27 protein-coding genes and 1 riboswitch are annotated in these 24,418 nt (G+C 27.9%); all 27 genes read left to right on the top strand.

What is annotated here, in order from left to right; translation table 11 throughout:
• Window positions 1-83 precede the first annotated feature (83 nt).
• The 27 genes from spoIIIAA to ACYUDJ_RS01950 all read left to right on the top strand — a co-directional run bounded on the left by spoIIIAA (window position 84) and on the right by ACYUDJ_RS01950 (window position 24,371).
• A complete protein-coding gene (gene spoIIIAA, locus ACYUDJ_RS02080; RefSeq protein ID WP_080333523.1) occupies window positions 84-1,007 on the top strand; it encodes a stage III sporulation protein AA in 924 nt (307 codons plus the stop codon).
• Window positions 1,008-1,045: 38 nt separating this feature from the next.
• Window positions 1,046-1,564, top strand: a complete 519-nt coding sequence (gene spoIIIAB, locus ACYUDJ_RS02075; RefSeq protein WP_003496361.1) for a stage III sporulation protein SpoIIIAB — start codon at window positions 1,046-1,048, stop codon at window positions 1,562-1,564.
• Between the two features lie 51 nt (window positions 1,565-1,615).
• Window positions 1,616-1,813: a stage III sporulation protein AC gene (gene spoIIIAC / locus ACYUDJ_RS02070; RefSeq protein WP_003358967.1), complete on the top strand. Its 198-nt coding sequence runs from the start codon at window positions 1,616-1,618 to the stop codon at window positions 1,811-1,813.
• A gap of 26 nt (window positions 1,814-1,839) precedes the next feature.
• Window positions 1,840-2,223, top strand: coding sequence for a stage III sporulation protein AD (spoIIIAD, locus tag ACYUDJ_RS02065; RefSeq protein WP_003359080.1), 384 nt, complete (start codon window positions 1,840-1,842; stop codon window positions 2,221-2,223).
• Window positions 2,224-2,231: 8 nt separating this feature from the next.
• Complete coding sequence (gene spoIIIAE, locus ACYUDJ_RS02060) at window positions 2,232-3,395, top strand: stage III sporulation protein AE (protein ID WP_003485849.1); 1,164 nt, start codon at window positions 2,232-2,234, stop codon at window positions 3,393-3,395.
• Between the two features lie 35 nt (window positions 3,396-3,430).
• Complete coding sequence (spoIIIAF, locus tag ACYUDJ_RS02055) at window positions 3,431-4,021, top strand: stage III sporulation protein AF (RefSeq protein ID WP_030035167.1); 591 nt, start codon at window positions 3,431-3,433, stop codon at window positions 4,019-4,021.
• Window positions 4,022-4,159: 138 nt separating this feature from the next.
• Window positions 4,160-4,756: a stage III sporulation protein AG gene (spoIIIAG, locus tag ACYUDJ_RS02050; protein WP_043031936.1), complete on the top strand. Its 597-nt coding sequence runs from the start codon at window positions 4,160-4,162 to the stop codon at window positions 4,754-4,756.
• A gap of 61 nt (window positions 4,757-4,817) precedes the next feature.
• Window positions 4,818-5,342, top strand: a complete 525-nt coding sequence (locus ACYUDJ_RS02045) for a SpoIIIAH-like family protein (protein ID WP_043031935.1) — start codon at window positions 4,818-4,820, stop codon at window positions 5,340-5,342.
• An 81-nt stretch (window positions 5,343-5,423) separates the two neighbouring features.
• Window positions 5,424-5,819 carry an Asp23/Gls24 family envelope stress response protein gene (locus tag ACYUDJ_RS02040; protein ID WP_003358935.1) on the top strand — a complete coding sequence of 132 codons (396 nt, stop codon included), beginning with the start codon at window positions 5,424-5,426 and terminating at the stop codon, window positions 5,817-5,819.
• A gap of 138 nt (window positions 5,820-5,957) precedes the next feature.
• Window positions 5,958-6,389, top strand: coding sequence for a transcription antitermination factor NusB (gene nusB / locus ACYUDJ_RS02035; RefSeq protein WP_043031934.1), 432 nt, complete (start codon window positions 5,958-5,960; stop codon window positions 6,387-6,389).
• Between the two features lie 70 nt (window positions 6,390-6,459).
• Window positions 6,460-7,659 carry an exodeoxyribonuclease VII large subunit gene (gene xseA, locus ACYUDJ_RS02030; RefSeq protein WP_043031933.1) on the top strand — a complete coding sequence of 400 codons (1,200 nt, stop codon included), beginning with the start codon at window positions 6,460-6,462 and terminating at the stop codon, window positions 7,657-7,659.
• Between the two features lie 14 nt (window positions 7,660-7,673).
• The gene (locus ACYUDJ_RS02025; RefSeq protein ID WP_043031932.1) at window positions 7,674-7,889 is read left to right on the top strand and encodes an exodeoxyribonuclease VII small subunit; all 216 of its coding nucleotides are present in this window, start codon (window positions 7,674-7,676) and stop codon (window positions 7,887-7,889) included.
• A gap of 141 nt (window positions 7,890-8,030) precedes the next feature.
• Window positions 8,031-8,903 carry a polyprenyl synthetase family protein gene (locus ACYUDJ_RS02020; RefSeq protein ID WP_003485863.1) on the top strand — a complete coding sequence of 291 codons (873 nt, stop codon included), beginning with the start codon at window positions 8,031-8,033 and terminating at the stop codon, window positions 8,901-8,903.
• 802 nt (window positions 8,904-9,705) lie between these two features.
• Complete coding sequence (locus ACYUDJ_RS02015) at window positions 9,706-10,275, top strand: hypothetical protein (RefSeq protein ID WP_003485865.1); 570 nt, start codon at window positions 9,706-9,708, stop codon at window positions 10,273-10,275.
• 6 nt (window positions 10,276-10,281) lie between these two features.
• The gene (gene dxs, locus ACYUDJ_RS02010) at window positions 10,282-12,144 is read left to right on the top strand and encodes a 1-deoxy-D-xylulose-5-phosphate synthase (protein ID WP_043032407.1); all 1,863 of its coding nucleotides are present in this window, start codon (window positions 10,282-10,284) and stop codon (window positions 12,142-12,144) included.
• 21 nt (window positions 12,145-12,165) lie between these two features.
• Window positions 12,166-12,987 (top strand): TlyA family RNA methyltransferase, encoded by an 822-nt coding sequence (locus tag ACYUDJ_RS02005; protein ID WP_003485867.1) that lies wholly within the window; start codon window positions 12,166-12,168, stop codon window positions 12,985-12,987.
• Complete coding sequence (locus ACYUDJ_RS02000; protein WP_042384975.1) at window positions 12,987-13,826, top strand: NAD(+)/NADH kinase; 840 nt, start codon at window positions 12,987-12,989, stop codon at window positions 13,824-13,826. Before ACYUDJ_RS02005 ends, ACYUDJ_RS02000 begins: the two co-directional genes overlap by 1 nt.
• A gap of 1 nt (window position 13,827) precedes the next feature.
• A complete protein-coding gene (locus tag ACYUDJ_RS01995) occupies window positions 13,828-14,280 on the top strand; it encodes an arginine repressor (RefSeq protein WP_042384979.1) in 453 nt (150 codons plus the stop codon).
• A 12-nt stretch (window positions 14,281-14,292) separates the two neighbouring features.
• Window positions 14,293-15,996, top strand: a complete 1,704-nt coding sequence (recN, locus tag ACYUDJ_RS01990; RefSeq protein ID WP_003485872.1) for a DNA repair protein RecN — start codon at window positions 14,293-14,295, stop codon at window positions 15,994-15,996.
• A gap of 68 nt (window positions 15,997-16,064) precedes the next feature.
• A riboswitch (SAM riboswitch) is annotated at window positions 16,065-16,170 on the top strand.
• A 124-nt stretch (window positions 16,171-16,294) separates the two neighbouring features.
• Window positions 16,295-17,575, top strand: coding sequence for an O-acetylhomoserine aminocarboxypropyltransferase/cysteine synthase family protein (locus ACYUDJ_RS01985; protein WP_043031931.1), 1,281 nt, complete (start codon window positions 16,295-16,297; stop codon window positions 17,573-17,575).
• A 39-nt stretch (window positions 17,576-17,614) separates the two neighbouring features.
• Window positions 17,615-18,841, top strand: a complete 1,227-nt coding sequence (locus ACYUDJ_RS01980; protein WP_043031930.1) for a homoserine dehydrogenase — start codon at window positions 17,615-17,617, stop codon at window positions 18,839-18,841.
• A 26-nt stretch (window positions 18,842-18,867) separates the two neighbouring features.
• Complete coding sequence (locus ACYUDJ_RS01975; protein WP_043031929.1) at window positions 18,868-19,764, top strand: homoserine O-succinyltransferase; 897 nt, start codon at window positions 18,868-18,870, stop codon at window positions 19,762-19,764.
• A 419-nt stretch (window positions 19,765-20,183) separates the two neighbouring features.
• On the top strand, window positions 20,184-21,413 hold the full coding sequence (gene spoIVB, locus ACYUDJ_RS01970) for a SpoIVB peptidase (RefSeq protein ID WP_030035150.1): 1,230 nt from the start codon (window positions 20,184-20,186) through the stop codon (window positions 21,411-21,413).
• Between the two features lie 421 nt (window positions 21,414-21,834).
• On the top strand, window positions 21,835-22,656 hold the full coding sequence (gene spo0A, locus ACYUDJ_RS01965) for a sporulation transcription factor Spo0A (protein WP_003358896.1): 822 nt from the start codon (window positions 21,835-21,837) through the stop codon (window positions 22,654-22,656).
• 192 nt (window positions 22,657-22,848) lie between these two features.
• Window positions 22,849-23,163, top strand: a complete 315-nt coding sequence (locus ACYUDJ_RS01960; protein WP_321161473.1) for a site-specific integrase — start codon at window positions 22,849-22,851, stop codon at window positions 23,161-23,163.
• Between the two features lie 682 nt (window positions 23,164-23,845).
• Complete coding sequence (locus ACYUDJ_RS01955; RefSeq protein WP_043031928.1) at window positions 23,846-24,064, top strand: hypothetical protein; 219 nt, start codon at window positions 23,846-23,848, stop codon at window positions 24,062-24,064.
• A gap of 1 nt (window position 24,065) precedes the next feature.
• On the top strand, window positions 24,066-24,371 hold the full coding sequence (locus ACYUDJ_RS01950; protein WP_003485884.1) for a spore coat protein: 306 nt from the start codon (window positions 24,066-24,068) through the stop codon (window positions 24,369-24,371).
• The last annotated feature ends 47 nt before the right edge of the window (window positions 24,372-24,418 follow it).

The following is a 24,418-nucleotide window of genomic DNA, read 5'->3' as shown; positions in this document are numbered from 1 at the left end:
TTTAATAATTATTTTAATAAAGTTTTTGGAATAATTTCGTTAAGTTTGAAATAGATATTTTATAAAGAAAGGAGATGATAAATTTGTATACAAAAGAAATTCTAAATATACTTCCAAGTCATATAAGTAGATTAATATGTGATCTAGATGAAGTAGATAAACTTCAAGAAATAAGATTTAAAATAGGAAAACCTATATGTTTCCAAATAGGCAATAGAGAAAAGCTTGCATCTTATGAGGTGAAAAGAGAGGATATAAAATCTATAGTTCAAAGAATGAGTAATTACTCTATTTATAGTTTTGAAGAAGAAATAAAACAGGGATACCTAACTATAAAAGGTGGTCATAGGGTTGGTATATGTGGTAGATGTGTAATAGATGGAGGCAAAGTTAAAACTATAAGAGATATAAGTTCTTTAAACATAAGAATTTGTAGAGAAATATATAATGCCTCAAAACTAGTTATGCCCTATATAGTAGAAAATGGACAGGTCTTAAATACTATAATAATTTCGCCGCCTAAATGCGGTAAAACTACCATAATACGGGATATATCTAAAAAAATATCTGACGGAGTGGATGCTTTAAATTTAAAAGGTCAAAAAGTATCTGTTATAGATGAAAGAAGTGAAATAGCTGGGAGCTATAATGGTGTTCCTCAGTTAGATGTGGGTTTGAGAACGGACGTTTTAGATAATTGTCCTAAAAGCGAAGGTATAGTAATGGCTATAAGAAGTATGGCACCAGAAGTAATAATCTGTGATGAAATAGGAACCTATAAGGATGTAGAAAGTATACTTATTGCTTTAAATTCAGGAGTAAGTTTAATAACAACTATACATGGCTTTGGAGTGGAGGATATTTATAATAGGCCTGTTTTTAAAGAAATAGTAGAAAATAAAGTTTTTAAAAGAGCTATAGTTCTAAGCTCTAAAAAATCTGTAGGTACTTTAGAATATGTATATGATTTTAATAAGAAGACCAAGCTTTACTGTAGGATAATTTAATAAAAACTTTTCTTAAAAAAATAGGAGTGTACAAAACTATGTTTAAAATTTTAGGAAGTTTATTAATTTTTGTTGGAAGTTTATATTGGGGGATAACTACTGCTAATAAATTTAAATATAGAAGAGATGAACTTTTAGAATTGGAGCGATGTATAAGTGAACTAAAAAATGAAATAACCTATACCTATACTTCCATACCAGATATATTAATGAATATATCCTTAAAAAGTAAAAAACCTATAAGTACTTTGTTTAAAAAAATTTCCAATATGCTCTATGAAAATAAAGTGAATAGTATTTATGAAGCTTTTAATAAAGGTTTTTTAGAGGAAAAAGATAATATGGCACTAAAAGAGGAAGATATAGATATAATATTAGATTTATCTAAAAATTTGGGCCAGTGGGATCCAAAGGGACATGAAAACATAATAGAGTTAACTCTTTATAATTTGAAGAAACAAAGTGATAGAGCAGAGGAAACCATGATAAAAAATATGAAAATGTATAAATATTTGGGCTTTTCTATAGGGGCTGTATTGGTGATTATATTTATATAAAAAATATTAAAATACTATATGAAAATATATAGGTTAAAAAGGGGGTATAACATGCTGGACATACAGTTGATTTTTAAGATAGCGGGAGTAAGCATATTGGTTATAATTTTGGATAAAATATTAAAATCCAGTGGTAAAGATGATTATGCAGTGGTAACTAATTTAGCAGGTATAGTTGTAATACTTATGATGGTAATAAATTTGATAAATAAATTATTTAATGCGGTAAAAACCATGTTCCAAATTTAAAATATGCTAAGGCTTAGGAGGGAAAAATGGAAATCATTAAAATAGTAGCCTTTGCATTTATTTCACTATTTTTAATACTAATATTTAAAGGAAGAAGAGATGATTTAGCAGTCCAAATAAGTATTGCAGCAGGAGTCATAATATTTTTATTTTTAACATCTAAAATAACAGCCATACTTCAATTTATGCAACAATTAGCTTCAAAAACTAATATAGATTTTATATATTTAAGCACAGTTTTTAAAATATTAGGAATAGCTTATTTGGCTACTTTTTGTAGTGAGATATGCAAAGATGCAGGAGAAAATAGCTTAGCATCAAAAGTAGAATTTGCTGGTAAGATACTAATACTTGGACTTGCCATACCTATACTTATGGCAGTACTTCAATCTATTTTAAAGATTATGTAGGTGAGAAAATGAAAAAAAGATTAATGACTATTTTATTAACATCTTTATTTACGATTATATTATGTTTCAATGTACAAGCCGCACCTAGCCAGCATAATGAAATAAAGGAAGAAAATCAGGAAATAGAAAAACTATATGATTATATATCTAATATGAAAAATCAATATGAGATTTTAAAGGATATAAATGCAAAAGATTATGTAAAAAATTTTATGGAAAAGGGAGAAAGCCACATTTCTGTAAACAAAGCAGCAAAAGCTATAACTACATATGTATTTAAAGAAATAGCGGCATCCTTAAAATTAATTGCTCTTCTAATTATGGTGGCTATAATATGTGCTTTGCTGAATAATTTACAAAAGGCCTTTAGTAATGAAACTTTATCGGATATAGCTTACTTTGCCTGTTATGCATTAATAATAATAATATTAGCTAGAAGTTTTTATTTAGGGGTTAATATAGCTAGAGATACTATAAATAAGATGACAGATTTTATGATGGCCTTAATACCAATTTTAATAATGCTTATAGCTTCTATAGGGGGTATTGCAGAAGCTGCTATGTTAGATCCTATAATAATAGGAACTATAAATATAAGTGCTAATATATTTTCAAGATTTATAATTCCATTAATATGTATGACCTTTGTTTTGCAGTTTGTAGATAATTTGTCAGAGGACTATAAGATAAATAAATTAACAAAATTATTAAATCAAGTAGCTCTTTGGACTCAAGGAATTGTAATGACTGTATTTGTGGGGGTAGTTACTATAAGAGGTATAACTTCTAAAGCTATGGATCAGGTCACCGTTAAAACAGCAAAATATGCTGTGGATAATTTTGTTCCGGTGGTAGGTAAATGTTTATCTGATGCCATTTCTACTGTAGCTGGCTATTCATTACTCTTAAAAAATTCTATAAGTAGTTTAGGACTTATTGTAATAGTGGCCATGCTTTTAGTGCCCGTTATAAAGCTTTTAATAATGGCTTTTATGTATAAGATGGCAGCGGCTTTAATAGAGCCTATAAGTGATAGTAGACTTGTAAACTCTATAGGAGCCGCAGGAGACTCATTAATACTTATATTATCTTGTTTGATATGTGTATCTGTAATGTTTTTTATAATGATAGCCATAATGGCTTCTGCAGGAAAGGTTTTTATGGGCACATAATTTAAAATATAACTTTATAAAGGGGTGATTATATTTTGCTCCAGTGGTTAAAAGAGTGGATAACTAATATAGCTGTAGCAGTATTTTTTATAACTGCAATAGAGATGCTTTTACCCAAAAATAATATAAAAAAGTATGGAAAATTTGTTCTTGGATTGATATTAATAACTGTAATATTAAATCCAATAATAAAAATATTTAATAAAGATTATAATATATCGCAGTATGCAGATAAGGCTACAGCTTCATTTAATAATGCAGAGTATAAAAATGATTTTGATAAATACAAAAAAAAGAATAGAGAGGAAACTTTAAATAACTTTAAAGCTAATCTTCAAAATCAAACTAAAAAAAAGTTAGAAGAAAAGTTCCCAGAAAATAAATATGAGGTAAATGTAGAAATTGCCTATGATGAAGAAAAGGATAATTTACAAATAAAATCTATGGATGTGGGAGTAAAGGGTAATAAAATAGAAAAGATAAAAAAAGTAAACAAAATAAATATAGGCAACAATGAAAATGGAAAAGAGGATAAAAAGACCTTTGAAGGAGAAGGTAAAATAAAACAGTTTATAAGTAATGAATTTAAGGTGTCATCTGGAGTAATAAAGGTATATAAATTATAATGGTGATTTGATTATATTGAATTCAAAATAAAATACAAATATGTATTTTTAAAAAGTATATTATATATTTAAAAATAAACTTAGCTTAAAATAATAGTCTACTAAAAATCAATTCATTATGATTTAGGAGGAAGTTTTATGAATATAAAAAATTGGCTTAAAAAGTTAGAAACTAATCCCAAGAATAATAAGAAGAATATAAACATACTAATAGTAGTATTAGTTGGAGTATTATTTTTAATTGCAGGTAGTACTTTTAAAAAGGACAGTGTTATGAGTAAAAATGAAGATCCTAAAAATAAACAAACTCAGGAAGAAAAAATAGAAACGGAGAATGAGGACTATGAAAGAGAAACTCAAAGTAAATTAAAAACTACTTTAGAGAAAATAGATGGTGTAGGAAAAGTAGAAGTGATGATAACCTTTGAAAGTGGAGAAGAAAAGGTACCAGCTGTAAATATAAATAATTCAACTAATAAGAGTGTAGAGAAAGATACGGAGGGAGGTACGAGAAATACTACCCAGGAAAATGAAGGAAGTTCCGTTGTTATAACCAATAATGGGGATAAAACACAACCTCTTATTGTAAAAGAATATAAACCTAAGATTACAGGAGTTTGTATAGTGGCAGAGGGGGCAGAGGATAATATAACTAAATTAAGAATATCAAAGGCGGTAGTGGATTTGTTTTCACTAGCAGAAAATAAAGTAAATGTATATCCTATGAAAAAATAGTATATTAATTAAATCTTATGCATATAATTTTGTAGAATTATAATTTGGGGGGAATGAAACCATGAATAAAAAACAAGGAGTTATAATTGTAACCTTATTAGCACTCATAATTTGCACAGGAGTGCTTGCAACAAAATTAAACAGTCCACTTTATGTAAATGGAGCTGAGGAAGGAAGTACTGTTTCCTTTAACAATACTTCTAAAAACTCAAATAAAACAGAAAGTAAAGAAAATAGTAAATCAGACTTTTTTGCAGAAACAAAACTTACTAGAGATCAAAAGGCAGCTCAGACACTACAAACATTAAAATCTTTAATAGATGATAAAAATGTTCCAAAGGAAGATAAAGATGAAGCCACAGCTAAATATACAAAATTAGCTATGGATTCAAATTATGAATCAAAGATAGAGTCTGTATTAAAAAGTAAAGGATTTGATGATGTTATATGCTCCATAGAAAATGACAAAGCTAGAGTAATAATAAAAGGGAAAGATAAATTAACAGATAAAGAAACAAGAGATATAAAAAATGTGGTTATGAGTATATCAAACATACAGGAAGTAGAAATTGAAACTAAACAATAATAATTGTAAAAACATACACCTTTTGATATAATAAACCTAAGATTACGTTTTGCATAACTCAAAACCTAGGAGGTACGGAAAATGGAAGAAAATATTAAAAATGAAATTGACATGGGCATAGTTAAAATATCTGATGAAGTAGTAGGCGTTATAGCAGGACTTGCAGCTACAGAGATAAAGGGTATTGTAGGGATGAGTTCAGGAGTAGTTGGAGGAATAACTCAAATACTTAAAGGAAAGAAAAATATTTCTAAAGGTGTAAAAGTAAATGTAGGAGAAGAAAGTGCATCTATAGATTTATATGTAGTTGTGGAATATGGTGTTAAAATTCCTGAAGTAGCTCAAAAAGTTCAAGAAGATGTTAAAAGATCAGTAGAAACTATGACAGGTCTTACTGTATCCTCAGTTAATATTCATGTTCAAAATGTTATGATACCTAAAATGGATAAAGAATTAGAGGATATTGATTTAGAATAATAAATAATTACACCCTCTCAGGTAGAGGGTGTTTCTATGTACAGAATCAATATTCATAATAATATAAAAAATGTAAATAATAGTAGTATTTAAAGTTGAAAATTACAAAATTAAACATAGAAAATTAGGGAGGAAAATATGAATAGAAGAAAATCAAGAGAAGTGGCCATGAGATTATTATTTCAAACTACATTAAATGAAGAAAACTTAGAGGAGGCTCTAGAAAATTTAAAGGATGTTAGAGAATCTGAAGAAAGTGCAAAAGAAAAAGATTATGAATCTGTAGATTTAAAAGATGTGGATATAGATTATGTTAAAAGAATAATAAAAGGAATAGAAGAAAACAAAGAAGAAATAGATGAGAAAATAAAAGGAAATTTAAAAAATTGGAAAATAGAAAGATTATCTAAAGTAGATTTATCTATACTTAGATTATGTACATATGAATTAAAATTTGAAGAGGATATACCAAGCAAGGTATCCGTAAATGAAGCTATAGAATTAGCTAAAAAATATTCAGGAGAAAAAGCTGCAACTTTTATAAATGGTGTTTTAGGTAAAATGATTTAAAATTAATAGATACTTAAAAAGTGAAGAGCTTAGCTTTTCACTTTTAATATTAATAAAAAGGAAGATGTTTATGCATATTAAAACTCTTACTGTTTCTCAGTTAAATAGATATGTAAAAAATACCTTAGATGCTGACTTTATATTAAATAATGCTTCCGTAAAGGGAGAAATATCAAATCTTAAAATTCATAGTAGCGGTCATATTTATTTCTCCTTAAAGGATGGAGGAAGTAAAGTAAATTGTGTAATGTTTAAAAGTTATGCATATAACTTGAAATTTGTACTGGAAAATGGTATGGATGTAGTAGCTCTAGGAAATGTATCTGTATATGAAAAGGAAGGTTCCTATCAATTATATGTGAAAGAGATGAAAAGAGAAGGCATAGGAGATCTTTATGTAGCTTTTGAAAAATTAAAAGAAAAACTTAAAGAAGAGGGGCTTTTTAGTGACCTACATAAAAAAGAAATACCTAAATTTTCTAAAAAAATAGGGGTAATAACCTCTCCTACAGGAGCAGCTCTAAAGGACATCATAAATGTAACTAAAAGAAGAAACAAAGGAATAGAACTATTAATATATCCTGCCTTAGTACAAGGGCTTGATGCTAGTAAAACTCTTATAGAAGGTATAAAAACATTAAATAAAGTTGAAGATGTAGATATAATAATATTAGCCCGTGGAGGAGGGTCTATAGAAGAATTATGGGCCTTTAATAATGAAGAACTGGCTTATGAAGTGTATAATTCTAAAAAGCCTATAATAACTGGAGTAGGTCATGAAACGGATTTTACCATTGTAGACTTTGTAAGTGATAGAAGAGCACCTACGCCCTCTGCAGCTGCAGAAATAGCTGTTTTTGATAGAGAAGTTTTAATAAAAGAGATTTTAAATTATAAGTATAATATAAAAAATTCCATGGAAAATATAATAAAAGAAAAAAGAAATTATTTAAATTTATACAAACAGAGAATAGAATCTAACAGTCCTACTAATATAATAGTAAATGAATATAAAAATATAGATAATTTAAAAGAATTATTAAATATGAAAATAGAAGGTAAATTAAATAAGGGAAAAAACAATCTATCCAGACTATCTTCTTTACTAGAAGCACATAATCCACTAAATGTATTAAAAAAAGGCTATACTCTAGTGGAGGATGAAGGAAATAATTTAATAACAGAAAAAGAAGCTTTAAAGGAATTAAATAAAATAAACATAACCTTTAAAGATGGTAAGGCAAAATTAAATATTAAATATATAGACTAATTTAGGAGGAGAATATGGGAAGAAAAAAAGAATCCTTTGAAAATATGATTGAGAAATTAGAAACTATAGTAGACAATATGGATAACGGAGAAATAACTTTAGAAGATTCCATGAAAAGTTATGAAGAAGGAATAAAATTGTGTAATAAGTTATATAAAGTACTAAAGGATACAGAGGGCAAAATAAAGATTTTAGAAGATAACAAAGAGGAAAACTTTGAAAGTTTATAAACATATATTATATTTATACCAAGAACTTTATAATTTTAAAGTCTTTGAATTAATTAAAACAAAGTTAAGATAGAGTAATAATTTAACCTGAATTAAGATTTGCTTTATAGCTAAAATTAATATTAAGGATTGGTGAACTTTATGGATAAGATAAAAAAAATAGGGGAAGAAATAGAGTTATGGTTAAAAGAATATTTAGACAATAAAGGTAATTATGACAAAAAAATATATGAAGCTATGGCTTATAGTTTAGAGGCTGGTGGAAAAAGAATAAGACCAGTATTGCTTTTAAATACTTATGCTTTGTATAAAGAGGATTATAAAAAGGCTATGCCAATAGCTGCTGCCATAGAAATGATACATACCTATTCTTTAATACATGATGACCTGCCAGCTATGGATAATGATGACTTAAGAAGAGGAAAACCTACCAATCATAAAATTTTTGGAGAAGCTATAGCTATACTTGCAGGAGATGCACTTTTAAATGAAGCTATGAATATAATGTTTGAGTATTCATTAAAAAATGGAGAAAATGCATTAAAAGCATGTTATACCATAGCTAAAGCCGCAGGAGTAGATGGAATGATTGGGGGCCAGGTAGTAGATATATTAAGTGAAGACAAATCTATATCTCTCGATGAATTATATTATATGCACAAAAAAAAGACTGGTGCTTTAATAAAAGCATCTATATTGGCTGGAGCTATTTTAGGATCTGCTACATCTACGGATATAGAACTTTTAGGGGAATATGGAGATAATTTAGGATTGGCATTTCAAATAAAAGACGATATATTAGATGTAGAAGGTGATACTACTACTTTAGGAAAAAAGACAAAGAGTGATGAAGATAATCATAAAACTACTTTTGTTAAAGTTTATGGTATAGATAAATGTAATGAACTTTGCACTGAAATGACAAATAAATGTTTTGATATATTGAATAAAATAAAGAAAAACACAGATAACTTAAAAGAAATTACTATGTTTTTATTAAATAGAAACTATTAATATTAATAAAGCTTTAAATTAATTTAAATAAAAAAATAATCCTATGCAATAAATATTTTTCTGTGATATAATATAAAATGTTTTATACACGAAATGAATATTTTTAGATTAGAAATTCAATCTTTTATTTTGAAAGTATATATAAATAAAGGTGGTGCAGTATTCTAGTCAGGTAAGTATATTTTGAAGGCGGGGCTAAAAATCCGCTAAAGGGCACATCGATGAAGCTTCTGGTGCTGGCTTACGACGCCCAGTTGTGGGCTGGTGCTGGGAGAAAGAAGGCTGGGGCAATCACAAAGGCATGTGACAACTGACCCTACCTTCGTGGAGGCCATTGATTGTGTATAGGGAGAGATTCCCTATGGACGACAATGGATTAAACCTGCAATGTGGCGAGAAGCTATGTGCAGTGTAGCCTGCCTTGAGTGGTGGGGGGAGAGGTTAAGTTTAAATCTAAAGGTTAGGCCAAACCTTTAGGCTATTGCTTGCTGAAACCTCTATTGCAAAAGAGGCTAGAGATATACCCAACTGCCGAGGAAATCTCCTAGACTGTTCTATACGAAGTATATTGGGGATTACAGTGCGGACTAAGTGGCAATCCAGTCCTATTTCTGGTGACAGGGTAGGTAAAGCATTAAAGGGAAACCGTCAAAATGGCGACATTTTGATTGTTTTACGGGAAATCCTACTGGACCTAAGCCGCAAGGTTTACTCAATATACTACCACCTTTTAAAATTACATATTGAAATGTATAATTTATAAAGTGATTTTTAATACTTAGTTTTCATGGAGGAATTATAATTGGGAAATAAAAAAGATAATAAAAAAGATAATAAGAAGAGTGACTCCAAGGTCAATGTGAAATGGGTATTAACCATTGTTACATGGTCTGTTATTTTTTCAGGGAGTATATCTCTTGTTTCGGATGTGCTACTAGATAATGTAAACTTATTAGTAGCTTTTATTATATTAATTTTTATTATATTAATTGGTATAATATTTGATATAATAGGAGTTGCAGTAACTGCATCCAATGAAACACCTTTTCATGCAAAAGCTGCTAATAAAGTACCAGGGGCAAAACTCGCAGTAACTTTTATTAGAAATGCAGAAAAGGTATCAAGTTTTTGTAATGATGTTATAGGAGACGTTTGTGGTATTGTAAGTGGTTCCATAGGGATAATAATAACAAATAAAATATTATCTTTAAATTCTACTTTAAATTCTACTGTAGTAACTACAAGTATAGGTGTTACCATAGGGGCTTTAACTATAGGAGGAAAAGCTTTAGGTAAAGGATTTGCTATAACAAATAGTAATGATATATTAGAAAAGGTTACAAGGATAATATATTTTTTTAAAAGAGGATAGATGAAAATGAAAAACATATTAGATAAATACCAAGATTTTGATAGTATAAAGTCCATGTCTATAAACGAGTTAAATCAATTTTCTTATGAGATAAGAGAATTTTTAATAGATAATGTGTCTAAAACAGGAGGTCATTTGGCCTCTAATTTAGGAGTGGTAGAACTTACTTTAAGTATTTTTAATGTATTCGATTTAAATAAAGATAAAGTTATTTGGGATGTAGGACATCAAGCCTACGTACATAAAATATTAACAGGAAGAAAGGATGAATTTAATACATTAAGACAATATGGAGGATTAAGCGGTTTCCCTAAGAGATGTGAGAGTCCTTACGATGTATTTGAAACAGGGCATAGTAGTACATCTATATCTGCTGCCCTTGGAATGGCAAGAGCAAGAGATATAAAAGGAGAAAATAATAAAGTTATAGCTGTAATAGGAGATGGAGCTCTAACTGGTGGAATGGCTTTTGAGGCATTAAATGATTTGGGTTTTAATAAAACAGATTTGATTATTATATTAAATGATAATCAAATGTCCATAGCTGAGAATGTAGGAGGAATGTCTAGCTACTTAAGTAAAGTAAGATTAGATCCTACCTATAACAAATTAAAAAAAGAAGTTACTAATACTTTAAATAAAATACCTAACGTGGGAAAAGGAATGGCCCGTTCTTTGGAAAGAGTAAAAAATGGTATAAAACAAATGATTGTTCCAGGTATGTTTTTTGAAAACTTAGGAATAAAATATTTAGGACCTATAGATGGGCATGATATAAAAGAACTAAGTAAAGTTATGAAAATGGCAAAGGATATAAAGGGACCAGTTTTAATACACGCTATAACTAAAAAAGGTAAAGGTTATGCTTATGCAGAAAAAAAACCAGACAAGTTTCATGGTATAGGACCTTTTGATTGTACTAGTGGTGAAGTTAATTCTAAAGCCTGTTTAACTTACTCAGGGGTATTTGGAGAGGAATTAACCAAAATAGGAAAAGAAGATAAATGTGTTGTAGCTATAACTGCAGCTATGAAAGATGGAACTGGCCTTAGAAAATTCGGAGAAACTTTTCCAAAAAGATTTTTTGATGTGGGCATAGCAGAACAACATGCAGTAACTTTAGCAGCGGGTATAGCAACAGAAGGATTGAAGCCAGTTTTTGCTGTTTACTCTACATTTCTTCAAAGAGCATATGATCAGGTATTACATGATATATGTATACAAAATCTACCAGTGGTTTTTGGCATAGATAGGGCAGGTATAGTAGGAAGTGATGGAGAAACCCATCAAGGAATTTTTGATTTGTCATACTTATCCTCTCTGCCTAATATGACAATAATAGCCCCTAAATGTTTAGAAGAAATGGGAATAATGTTAAAGTGGGCATTAAATCAAAATTCGCCAGTAGCTATAAGGTATCCTAGAGGTGGAGATATAAAATCTTTAGAAATGACACCTATAAAAAATATGGAAAAGAGTAAGTGGGAAATAATTTGTGAAGAAGGAAATATAGCTATAATAGCCACGGGAAAAATGGTGCAACATGCTATAATAGCAAGAGAAAAATTAAAATCATGTGGAATAAAATCTACAATTGTAAATGCAAATTTTATAAAACCTATAGATAAAGAATTAATAAAAAACTTTGTAAAAAAAGGATATAAGATAGTAACTGTAGAAGATAATGTAATAAAGGGTGGATTTGGTTCTTTAGTTCTTCAATATATAAGTGAACTAAAAGCTAATAATACTGTTTTAAATTTGGGATTTAAAGATAAATTTGTTCCCCATGGTAGTACAGATATATTATATAAAATGGAAGGATTAGATCCAGAGGGTATTGTTAAAAATATAATAAAGATTATATAATATTATACGAAGGAGTTATTTATGGCAGACAAAAAAGAAAGATTAGACTTGCTTTTGATAAAAAAAGGAATTTTCCAATCTAGAGAAAGAGCAAAAGCTAGTATAATGGCAGGAGAAATATTTATAGATGGTAATAGAGTAGATAAATGTGGAGAAAAAATAAAAGAAAGTGCTAATATAGAGTTTAGAGGAGAAAAACTACCCTATGTAAGCCGAGGAGGACTAAAATTAGAAAAATCCATAAAAAATTTTGGAATAGATTTAAATGAAAAAGTATGTTTAGACATAGGAGCATCCACAGGAGGGTTTACAGATTGCATGCTTCAAAATGGAGCAAAAAAAGTATTTTCTATAGATGTAGGATATGGACAGTTTGCTTGGAAGCTTAGAGTGGATCCTAGAGTAGTTTGTATGGAAAGAACTAATATAAGATATGTAACTTCAGAGGATCTAGGAGAAAAGGCTAATTTTGCAAGTATAGATGTATCTTTTATTTCTTTAACTTTAGTAATACCTGTAGTAAAGGATTTGTTAGATGAAAAGGGAGAAATAATGGCTCTTATAAAACCACAATTTGAAGCAGGAAGAGAAAAAGTAGGTAAAAAAGGGGTAGTAAGGGAAAGTAGTACTCATAAAGAAGTAGTGGATAAAATAGTCCAATTTGCAAAAAAATTAGATTTAAATATATTAAATTTAGATTTCTCTCCAATAAAAGGTCCTGAGGGGAATATAGAATACCTTATATATATGACAAAAAATAAAGGTATAAATAGTGATTTTCAAGAGGACTATATAGATTATATAGTAAATAAAGCTCATAATAATTTAAATGGTGATAAATGATGAAAAATATTGGTATAAATATAAATACGGATAAGAATATAAGTAGAGACATTTTAGACAAAATTTTTCAGTATATACATGAGGAATGTAGTGAAGCTAAAATAAAAGTTTTTTATGATTCTAAAGGTTTAGATAATGAAGAAAATATAGAATTAGATGTGGTTATGGTACTAGGTGGCGATGGTACTATTTTAGGGACTGCTAGAGCATTAGCTAAATATGATGTTCCTATATTTGGTATAAATAGAGGGCATTTAGGTTTTTTAGCAGAGGTAGAATTAGAAGATTGCAAAAAGGCTATAAAAAATCTATTTAAAGGTCAATATAAAATAGAAGATAGAATAATGCTAAAATGTGACTTGAATGAAAAAGAAGAGGATTTTTTAGCATTAAATGATATAGTACTTACAAAAGGAAATTTATCACGAATAGTAAAATATAGCATATATGTAGATGATGTATGGTATACAACTTTTGTAGCAGATGGGGTCATTGTAGCTACACCTACAGGATCTACAGCTTACTCATTATCAGCAGGAGGACCAATACTATATCCAGATTTAGATGTATTAGAAGTTACACCAATTTGTCCTCATTCTTTAGGAATTAGACCTATAATATTAAATGGAAATAGTAAAATTAATATAAAGGTTTTAAAGAAATATGAGGATCCTGTACTTACTATTGATGGTCAAAGATATAAAAAAGTAACAGTAAATGAGGTTACTATAAGTAAATCTAAATATAAATGTAGACTTATAAAATTTAAAGACAAGGATTATTTTAAAATATTAAGAACTAAAATATCTTATAGATCTAGAGAATGTGAAGGTGAATAATATGAAAGTTTCAAGACATGCCAAAATTTTAGAAATAATAAATTCTAAGGATATAGATACTCAAGAGGAACTAGCAGAAGAATTAAAGAAAATGGGAATGAATGTTACACAAGCCACAGTTTCAAGAGATATAAAAGAGCTTAAGCTAATAAAAGTTTTGGGGAATACAGGTAAGTATAAATATGCTACCATAAACCATACAGAAAGCTATATGTCAGATAAACTTGTAAATATCTTTGCGCAAACAGTAATTAATGTAGAGAATATTGATAAGCTTATAATAATAAAAACCATATCAGGCTCTGCTCCAGCAGCAGCGGAGGCTATAGATACACTAGGTTTCGATGGAGTAGCAGGCACTATAGCTGGAGATAATACTATATTTGTTATGGCAAGAACCAATGAGAAAGCTCAAGAGATAACTATGAAATTAAGAAAGATTATTACTGCATAAGGGGGATTTAAAATGCTCCTTCAACTTAATATAAAGAATTTTGCACTTATAGAAGAACTATCTATATCCTTTGATAAAGGATTTAATGTATTGACCGGTGAAACTGGAGCTGGTAAATCTATTCTTATAGATGCTATAAGCTATGTTTTAGGCGGCAAATTTAATAGAGACTTAATAAGGACTGGAGAAAATAAAACCTATGTAGAAGCAGTCTTTTCTATTGAGAATGAAAGTACAGAGAGAATATTAAAAGAACAAGGAATAGATTCTGAGGATATATTAATAATAGCCAGAGAAACTTTTCAATATGGTAAAAGTATAGCTAAAGTAAATGGGAAAAGTGTTTTATTAGCTAATTTAAAAGAAATAACAAGCACCTTATTAGATATTCACGGACAGCATGAAAATCAAAATCTTTTAAGCTCTGAAAATCATATAAACTATCTAGATTATTTTAGTGAAAAAGAATTATGTTTCATTATGGAAAAATATAAGGGTGAGTATTTAACTCTTTTAAATATAGAAAATAAAATAAAAGAGTTATCCGGTGGAGATGAAAGTGAAAGAGAAAAGTTAATGGACTTTTTAAAATATCAAATTAAAGAAATAGGAGAGACTAATTTAAAAGAGGGAGAAGAGGAAGAATTAGATAATAAATTTTTAGAACTTTCAAACGCGGAAAAAATTAGCAAAGTACTAAATAATAGCTATGGAATACTATATGGGGGATTAGAAGAGGAGTCTTCAGCCTTTGATAGTTTAGGATACGTTATAAGAGAGATGGAATCTATTAATAACATAGATAAAGTGACCACCATATGTCAAAGCTTAAAAGAGGCTTATTATATAATAGAGGAGTCCATAAGAAATATAGGAGATATAAAAGATAATATATATTATGATGAAAATGAATTAGACCGTATAAATAGTAGGCTTTTTCAAATATCTACTCTTAAGAAAAAGTATGGTACAACCATAAAAGAGATTATAGAATATAAAAATAAAATAGAAAAGCAATATGAAGATATGGTAAATTCAGAAGAAATAATAGAAAAATTAAACAAGGACAGAAAAAAAGTATTAGACAATTTAAAAGAAATAGCCATGGAAATCCATAATATAAGAGTTAAATACGCAGAAGAATTAGAAGTAAGGGTGAAAAAAGAATTGAGCTATGTAGGACTTTCTAAAACTAGATTTAAAATTAATGTAGATTTAGTATCTAGTTTTTTTAAAGGTGGCTGTGACAAGGTAGAATTTTATGTATCTACTAATCCAGGAGAGCCTTTAAAACCTTTAGATAAAGTAGTATCTGGGGGAGAACTTTCACGAATAATGTTAGCTTTAAAAACTGTATTTGTAGATAAGGATAAAATACCTTCAGTTATATTTGATGAAATAGATACAGGTATAAGTGGAGTGGTAGCACAAAGTGTAGGAGAAAAGATGTATTCTATATCTCATGGTCGTCAAGTATTTTGTATAACCCATTTACCACAAATAGCTTGTATGTCTGATAATCATTATTATATACATAAAGAAGTATTAGAGGATAAAACCTATACAAAAGTTACAAAACTAAGTAAAGAAGATAAAGAAATAGAAATAGGAAGAATGATAGGGGGATCAAATCTTACAGATATAACTCTCCAAAATGCAAAGGAAATAATAAAAATAGCGGACAATAAAAAAGAAGAAATATTAAAAAATTCCTAAAATGGTATTGACAAAATAATAGATAAGGTTATAATAAGTTCTAAAGATATTTAAAATTAAATAGTGAGCTCTTATCAAGAGTGGCGGAGGGATCAGGCCCTATGAAGCCCGGCAACAGCTAGTTAAACCTAGAAATGTGCTAATTCCTGCAGTGAATTCACTGAGAGATGAGGGATTAAAGTTACCATATTTTAATATCTGTAACTGTTAATAAAGTCATTTCTCATGAAATGGCTTTTTTTAATACAAAAATTTAATTTTAGATTAAAAATATTTTAAATTATAAGGGGGACAAGAAATGAGTATTAAAAATTGGAACACAGAAACCATATGTATTCAAGGAGGTTACACTCCAAAGTCAGGAGAGCCAAGAATTCTTCCTATTATTCAAAGCACCACTTACAAATATGAGGATCCAGATACAGTAGCTAACTTATTTGATCTTAAAGAGGAAGGACATATGTATACAAGAATAAGTAATCCAACAGTGGCTGCTTTTGAAGAAAAAATAGCACAGTTAGAAGGTGGGGTAGGAGCTGTAGCAGTTTCTTCTGGCCAAAGTGCTACCACATTAGCTGTTTTAAACATTTGTAGTGCAGGAGATCATATACTAGCCTCCTCAAATTTATATGGAGGTACATTCACTCTTCTTTCATCTACTTTAAAGAAATTAGGAATAGAAACTACTTTTGTTTCACCGGAAGCATCAGAAGAGGAAATCTTAAAACTTGCTAAAGATAATACCAAAATAGTATTAGGAGAAACTATTGGTAATCCCTCAGTAAATATTTTAGATTTTCATAAATTTTCAAATGTGGCTAAAAAAATAGAAGTTCCTTTTATAGTGGATAATACTTTAATGACTCCTTATTTATGTAAACCCTTTGAATATGGAGCTAATATAGTAATTCATTCTGCTACTAAATATATAGACGGCCATGCAACTAGTGTAGGAGGAGTTGTTATAGATGGAGGAAATTTTAATTGGGAAAATGGAAAATTTTCTTTATTAGTAGATAAAGATCCTACCTATCATGGTATAAGTTATACCAAAGAGTTTAAAAATCTAGCTTATATAACTAAACTAAGAGTAAATCTTTTAAGAGATTTAGGAACTTGTTTAAGTCCATTTAATGCTTTCTTATTTAATTTAGGATTAGAAACATTACATCTTAGAATGGAGAGACATAGTGAAAATGCTTTAAAGTTAGCACAATTTTTACAGGAGCATAATAAGGTAGCTTGGGTAAAATACCCTTTATTAAAGGATGATAAAAGTTATGAAAGTGCTAAAAGATATTTAAACAATGGAGCCAGTGGTATGTTAACTTTCGGTATAAAAGGAGCAACAGATCAGGCTAAGGAATTTATTAAAAATTTAAAATTAGCAAGCTTAGTAATACACATAGGAGATGCAAGGACTAGTGTACTCCATCCCTCTAGCACAACCCATAGACAATTATCCTATGAAGAGCAAATTGCATCTGGAGTAAAAGAAGATTTAATAAGAGTATCTGTAGGTATAGAGTATATTGAAGATATAATAAAAGATTTTGCAGAAGCATTGAGTAAAATATAAGTAATCTAGCTAAAACTTTTAGATAAAGGAGGTATAAATATGGTTTCAATTGCTATTTTAGGTAATGGAGTAGTGGGTTCTGGATTAGTAGAACTAATAGAGAAAAATAAAAAAGAGAGTGGAGAAGAGAATATAAGTATAACTAAAATATTAGTTAAAGATAAAAATAAGCACAAAAATAGCAGATTATTTTCAATAATTACAGAGGATATAAAGGAAGTTATAAAAGAAAATGTAAATATTGTTGTAGAAGCTATAGGTGGTATAGAGCCTGCTTATGGTTATATAAAAACTTTTTTAAAAAGTAAAAAACATGTAGTTACTGCTAATAAAGATTTAATATCAAAACATGGTGATGAACTTTTAAAAATTGCAAAAGAAAACAATGTTAAACTTTATTTTGAGGCTAGTGTAGGTGGAGGAATTCCTATACTTAGACCCATGAAAGAGTGCTTAGTAGGAAACAATGTGAAAAGTATTAAGGCTGTATTAAATGGTACTACAAATTTTATTTTAACTAAAATGCATAAGGAGGGAAGTACTTTTAAAAATGCATTAATTACTGCACAAGAATTAGGATTTGCAGAATTTGATCCTACAGCTGATATAAAAGGATATGATAGTGCAAGAAAATTAGCTATATTATCAAATTTAGCCTATAATAAAAAATTCAATTGGGAAAGTTTTAATGTAGAAGGAATAGATAATATTGATGAATATGATATTGATATGGCAAATAAATTAGGAGGAGTTATTAAACTAATTGGAATAAGTGAAAAATTCAAAGAGGGTATATATACAGCTGTTAAACCAGCTATTATATCTAAAAATAGTATTTTATCAAGAGTAGAAAATGAGTTTAATTCTATAATAATAGAGGGAGACAGTATAGGGGAAATAGCTTTCTATGGAAAAGGTGCAGGTAAATTACCAACAGCCAGTGCAATTTATTCAGATATTATAAATATAATAAATAATAAAAAAGAGAAAGGTTTATTATTTAATGATGAAAAGGCTGTAATTTTTAGAGAATTTCCAAAAGAGAAAGATTGGTTTATAAGAATCTCTACTGAATATAGAACTGAAGTTATATGTGATATAAATAAGTCATTTAAAAAAGTATATGTATATTCAAAAAATTGTTTTTCAAAGAAAGAGATTTTTGCTATAGTTTACAATGAAAAAGAAAAGGATCTAAAAAATAAGCTGGATAGTATACCTAATATTAAAAAATTAAAGACCACTATAATTTTATTCCATAGCTAAGGGCTAATTAGCAAAGGAAATAAAATATGGCTTTAATTATAGATAAAAACCTTCCAGCTTATAAAATATTGAAATCTGAAAATATAAATATAATGGATAAATTAAATTATAGCAAAAATACAAATAAATTAAAACTTATAATATTAAATTTAATGCCTAAAAAAATAGATACAGAGATTCAATTATTAAGACTTTTAGGTAAAAGCTCTGTAGATTTAGAGATTACTTTTTTAAAAACTGAAAGTTATAAAAGTAAAAATACAAATAATGAGCATTTAGATAAATTTTATAAGACTTTTAATGAAATAAAAAATCAAAATTTTCATGGAATGATTATAACTGGTGCCCCAGTAGAACTTATGGATTTTGAAAAAGTAGATTATTGGGAAGAACTTAAAAATATAATGGATTATTGTAATAAAAAAGTAAAATCTACTATATTCATATGTTGGGCAGCACAAGCAGCTTTATACTATTATTATGGTATAAATAAGTATTTATTAAATAAAAAGCTTTTTGGGGTTTTTTCTCACAAAATAATCAAAAAAGATTCTTTAATTACTAAAGGTTTTGATGATGAATTTTATGTACCTCATTCTAGATATACTTATACAAAAAAAGAAGATATAAAAAAATGTAAAGAAATAGAGATAATTTCAGAATCAGAAGAAGCTGGATTATATTTAATACAAAGTAATAATTTTAAAAAAATATTTATATCAGGACACTGTGAATATGATAGAGATACATTATATGAAGAATATATTAGAGATAGAGAGAAAAATAAGCCTATAGATATTCCTAAAAACTATTTTGAAGAAGATAATTTAAATAAAAAACCTATAATGAAATGGCGTTGTCATGGAGAAACATTATTTTTAAATTGGACACAGTTGATAGAAAAACTATCAAGTGATTCTTAGGTAAAAGTGAAGTTTGCTTAGAATAATTGATAATTGTATAAACAGGATAAAAATTAATATGTATTCATAATATAATAATTAAATTTATAACAGAAAAATATTACTAAAATATCCTATAGTTATTTTGTTCATTTTAAATTATATTATTTCGTTAAAATTTAAAATTCAGAAAAGTTCTAAATAAATTGTATTAATAACACAATCTATTTAGAGCTTTTTTTATGTACAATAAAAAACTTTTATATATTTATATGTAAATATTTTTTTATTTTTTGTTAAGAATAAAAGATATGTCAAAAATATTATTTGCAGCATATAGTACAAAGAATTGGATTTTAAAGAAAATATACTACAGCATAATTATATTTGAAAGGGGAAATTTAAGAATAAATAAGATTTTAAGACAGGAGGTAAAAGTTATGGACAGAAATAAGAAAAAATTTTTAAGCTTTTTTTTAATTCCTATCCTGTTAATAAGTTTATTTACTTATTATAAGATTCATCACATACCTACTACAATTTTTGTAAGAGAGGGAGAAAGAGTAAAAAACGATAGTTTTATTAAGTTAACAGAGGATATAAGTGCAGATTGCACAGTTTCTGATATAAAATCAAAGAATAAAAAAATGAATGTTAAAATTTTAGGAATGGTTCCTGTAAAATCTGTTTCATTAAAACCCGTTTCTAAAGATATTATGTTGTATCCTGGTGGAAAACCTGTTGGAGTAAAGTTAAATACAAAGGGAGTTTTGGTAATAGCCCTTTCAGATATAGAAACAGAAGAAGGAAAAGTACAAAGCCCTGCAGCTGTATCTGGTATACAAATAGGAGATAGTATAATAAGTATAAATGGGAAAGAAATAACTAACTCCGAGGATGTAGAAAAGGAAATTAGAAATTGTGAAGGTAAAGACTTAAAAATAGTGGCTTATAGAAAAGGTGAAAAAATAGCAAAAAATGTAAAGCCTGAAAAAGGCAAGAAGGATAATAATTATAAAATAGGATTATGGGTAAGAGATTCTACAGCCGGTGTAGGAACACTGACTTTTTATCATGATAAAACCAAAAAATTTGCAGCATTAGGCCATCCTATCACTGATGTAGACACAGGTACTATACTTACTATAGATTCAGGAGAAATAGTACCATCCTCTATAGTATCTATAAAAAAAGGTATAAAAGGCAACCCTGGGGAACTAAAAGGAATATTTTTAGATGAAGATTTAGTTTTAGGCAATATAGAAAATAATACGGAATGTGGTATATTTGGAACAGCAAATGCGAAATTAAGTAATAAAAAATATGAAAAACCTATGAAAGTAGCTTTAAGAAATGAAATAAAAGAAGGACCAGCTCAAATATTAACTACATTGGAGGGTGAAGAGCCTAGTTTATACAATATAGAAATACAGAAACTTTTATCTCAGGATAAACCGGGACCTAAAAGTATGATTATAAAAGTTACAGATGAAAATCTTATTAAAAAGACTGGAGGCATTGTTCAAGGCATGAGTGGAAGTCCTATAATACAAAATGATAAAATAGTTGGCGCTGTTACTCATGTTTTAATTAATAAGCCAGATGTAGGATATGGCATATATATAGAATGGATGCTAAAGGATGCAGGCATATTAGATAATAATCAATAAATGTATTTAACTCTATATAGAATTAAAAGACTAATATAATTAATAATATTTAATATAAGCTACATTATATATAATAAATTAGTAGTGTAAGTATTATAAATGATTTAGAAAAATTTAAAAGAATATTACTGTAAATTATAAGAATATAAAATAGCAGAAGGAAAATAATTGAAAATTTATATAAAAACCATAAATTTAATAGTAAGAAAGAGTAAATTTACAATAATTAACATATAAAAGGACGAAATCCTATGACAAAATAAAATATATGTGTTACCATATAAAGTGTAAGAAATTAGAGTATCTTACACTTTATTATTTTTTATATATTTTTTCTCAAATAAGGAGGAATTGAATTTCTTTTGTCGAATAAATAATTTGTTAAGATATGGTAATTTTATCAAAAAGGAGAGTAGTTTATATGGAAGAAACAAAGATCAATGTTATCATCGCGGATGATAATAAGGAATTTTGTAACATATTAAGTGATTATTTGCTAAATCAAAGAGACATAATGGTTACAGGTATAGCTAATGATGGAGTAGAGGCTCTTAAATTAGTGGAAGAAAAAAAGCCAGATTTAATAATACTAGATATAATAATGCCTCATTTAGATGGATTAGGAGTTTTAGAAAAATTAAATAGTATAGATATTACTCCTATGCCAAGAGTAATTGTTTTGTCTGCCGTAGGGCAGGATAAGATTACTCAAAGGGCTATAAATTTAGGTGCAGATTATTATGTAGTTAAACCTTTTGATATGGATGTTTTTACAAAGAGAATAAGACAAATGTTTAACAATACCATAAGTAGCGAAGAAGTTAGAAGACCAGTAGTAATGCCAGAAACATGTTCACAAGAAAAAATATCCTTATCCAAAAATGAACCTGCAGATTTAGAACAAGAAATAACAGATATTATACATGAAATAGGTGTACCAGCTCACATAAAAGGATATATGTATTTGAGAGAAGCTATAACTATGGTAGTTAATGATATGGAACTTTTATCCGCAGTGACAAAGGAATTATATCCTTCAATAGCTAAAAAATATAATACTACAGCAAGTAGAGTAGAAAGAGCTATAAGACATGCTATAGAAGTAGCTTGGTCAAGAGGTCAAGTTGAAACTATAAACAATATATTTGGGTATACTATAAATAATGGAAAGGGAAAACCAACAAATTCTGAGTTTATTGCAATGGTAGCTGATAAATTAAGACTAAAAAATAGAGTTTGTTAGAAACGCTTGGTTGATGGGTTTGTTGGATATTCTATATCGATAAACCTTGCAAAAATCGCTATGGATTTTATTGCTTTATATCAATAGATTTAAAATTAAATTGTATAAGAATGCCTTTTGTACATTAGCTTAAGTGCTAATATTACAGGAGGTGTTTTTATTTTGCCAAAAGTTATAAAAAGATAAAAGAAAATAATTGATTTAATTGAAGATTTTTTAGAATATTGCAGTTATAAAAATTTATCTAATAAGACTATAAAATCATACAATCAAACATTAGTTTTATTTATGAGATATCTTGAAGAAGAAAAGGACATTATAGATATTAATAAAGAAATCGTTCAAGAATATATTATATTTACAAGAAATAGAGGTAAATATAGTTTTGTTGCAAGCACAGATAGTATGATTAAAGCTAATATTGATAAAAGAAATGATATAGGAGAACAAGTATCAGATGCTACATTAAATAATTATTTAAGAAACATACTCTTTCTAGGATTTTAGGACATAGCTCTGTAACTGTAACAGAAAAAGCATATTTAGATTTAATGGACGAAGATTTTAGGAAGAAATACCAAAGATTTAGTCCGCTAAAAAATATTCAAAGAGGAGGTAAATACTAATGATTAACTACACAATTACCTCCAATTTTGATATTAATAGTTTAAGGCTTTCCGATGGTGCTTATCGTTGTTATATGAGCATATGGTTCTAAAACCGAAGTTTATCCTAGCATTAAATATATGGCTTGTGCTTTAGCTAGAAGTTGTATAACCATTAATAGATACATTAAAGAATTAGTATCCTTAAATTTTATTGTTAAGCCTAGGAGAGGCAGTATTTCAAATATATATATATTAGTCAAAAATAAAATTAATAATGCTGTAGAGCGTTTGAGACAAGCTAAAAACGGGAGCTTATCAGATTGTTTAATTAATTAGAAAGATATCTTTATCATTATCTTTGTAGAGTTATAATAGTAGCAATATTATCTTACTATATTATTATTTAATAATGAAAAAAAACCAAATAAATAGATTTTATTTTTAAAATTTTTTTATACATATTGGTATAGTATTTAACTATATTGAGATATTTATTTGATGGATAAATTTAACACGACTATTATTAATCCAAAATCAAATAATATAATTGTGCGAAAATTATATTAAATGGAGGTAATAATATGAGAAAACTTTCAGAAGTAGAAGTGTTATCTTTAACATCATTATTAAAAATGGAACAAGATGGATTAATTGTACAAAAAGCAATAAATACATTAATAACAGATGATAACTTAAAAAGACAAGGGGAAGCTAGTGTATTAGCATCAGAGGGTAGAATAAAAGGATTGCAACAATTTATTAATGAAAATGAAATAATAACTCCAAGGGAGGTACAATAAAATGGCAAAGATAATTGAAAATATGATTAAAAATAATATTAATATTAATGATGAAGTTATATCTGAAAATATGCTTTCTGCGGGAAAAGCTGCAGCTGATGCATATCTTAATGCCACATTAACAAGTAGTACTCCAGAATTAAGATCCATATACTCTGCTGGTTTAAATCAAATAGTTGGAGGTCATAGTGCTCTTACAGAATTAGTTGTAAATGAAGGTTGGGCTAAACCTTATGATTCACCTAAACAACAATTAAGTAATACTTATAATGAATCAAGAACTGTAATTAATAAAATTGAGCAATAGTATAAAGCAGAATCTATTTTTTATAATTAATAATGAATCTAGTAGTA

It is taken from the genome of Clostridium sp. CTA-6 (assembly GCF_054768115.1).
This window is presented reverse-complemented; position numbering and strand designations above follow the sequence as displayed.

Excerpts from the sequence above, each read along its gene's own strand:
- ACYUDJ_RS01980 (WP_043031930.1), top strand. The coding sequence starts at position 17,615 with ATGGTTTCAATTGCTATTTTAGGTAATGGAGTAGTGGGTTCTGGATTA.
- ACYUDJ_RS01955 (WP_043031928.1), top strand. The coding sequence starts at position 23,846 with ATGAGAAAACTTTCAGAAGTAGAAGTGTTATCTTTAACATCATTATTA.
- spoIIIAE (WP_003485849.1), top strand. The coding sequence starts at position 2,232 with ATGAAAAAAAGATTAATGACTATTTTATTAACATCTTTATTTACGATT.
- ACYUDJ_RS02045 (WP_043031935.1), top strand. The coding sequence starts at position 4,818 with ATGAATAAAAAACAAGGAGTTATAATTGTAACCTTATTAGCACTCATA.
- spoIIIAC (WP_003358967.1), top strand. The coding sequence starts at position 1,616 with ATGCTGGACATACAGTTGATTTTTAAGATAGCGGGAGTAAGCATATTG.
- spoIIIAG (WP_043031936.1), top strand. The coding sequence starts at position 4,160 with ATGAATATAAAAAATTGGCTTAAAAAGTTAGAAACTAATCCCAAGAAT.
- dxs (WP_043032407.1), top strand. The coding sequence starts at position 10,282 with ATGAAAAACATATTAGATAAATACCAAGATTTTGATAGTATAAAGTCC.
- spo0A (WP_003358896.1), top strand. The coding sequence starts at position 21,835 with ATGGAAGAAACAAAGATCAATGTTATCATCGCGGATGATAATAAGGAA.
- spoIVB (WP_030035150.1), top strand. The coding sequence starts at position 20,184 with ATGGACAGAAATAAGAAAAAATTTTTAAGCTTTTTTTTAATTCCTATC.
- spoIIIAD (WP_003359080.1), top strand. The coding sequence starts at position 1,840 with ATGGAAATCATTAAAATAGTAGCCTTTGCATTTATTTCACTATTTTTA.
- ACYUDJ_RS02005 (WP_003485867.1), top strand. The coding sequence starts at position 12,166 with ATGGCAGACAAAAAAGAAAGATTAGACTTGCTTTTGATAAAAAAAGGA.
- ACYUDJ_RS02025 (WP_043031932.1), top strand. The coding sequence starts at position 7,674 with ATGGGAAGAAAAAAAGAATCCTTTGAAAATATGATTGAGAAATTAGAA.
- ACYUDJ_RS01985 (WP_043031931.1), top strand. The coding sequence starts at position 16,295 with ATGAGTATTAAAAATTGGAACACAGAAACCATATGTATTCAAGGAGGT.
- ACYUDJ_RS02020 (WP_003485863.1), top strand. The coding sequence starts at position 8,031 with ATGGATAAGATAAAAAAAATAGGGGAAGAAATAGAGTTATGGTTAAAA.
- spoIIIAB (WP_003496361.1), top strand. The coding sequence starts at position 1,046 with ATGTTTAAAATTTTAGGAAGTTTATTAATTTTTGTTGGAAGTTTATAT.
- xseA (WP_043031933.1), top strand. The coding sequence starts at position 6,460 with ATGCATATTAAAACTCTTACTGTTTCTCAGTTAAATAGATATGTAAAA.
- ACYUDJ_RS01995 (WP_042384979.1), top strand. The coding sequence starts at position 13,828 with ATGAAAGTTTCAAGACATGCCAAAATTTTAGAAATAATAAATTCTAAG.
- ACYUDJ_RS02040 (WP_003358935.1), top strand. The coding sequence starts at position 5,424 with ATGGAAGAAAATATTAAAAATGAAATTGACATGGGCATAGTTAAAATA.
- ACYUDJ_RS02000 (WP_042384975.1), top strand. The coding sequence starts at position 12,987 with ATGAAAAATATTGGTATAAATATAAATACGGATAAGAATATAAGTAGA.
- ACYUDJ_RS01950 (WP_003485884.1), top strand. The coding sequence starts at position 24,066 with ATGGCAAAGATAATTGAAAATATGATTAAAAATAATATTAATATTAAT.
- recN (WP_003485872.1), top strand. The coding sequence starts at position 14,293 with ATGCTCCTTCAACTTAATATAAAGAATTTTGCACTTATAGAAGAACTA.
- ACYUDJ_RS01975 (WP_043031929.1), top strand. The coding sequence starts at position 18,868 with ATGGCTTTAATTATAGATAAAAACCTTCCAGCTTATAAAATATTGAAA.
- nusB (WP_043031934.1), top strand. The coding sequence starts at position 5,958 with ATGAATAGAAGAAAATCAAGAGAAGTGGCCATGAGATTATTATTTCAA.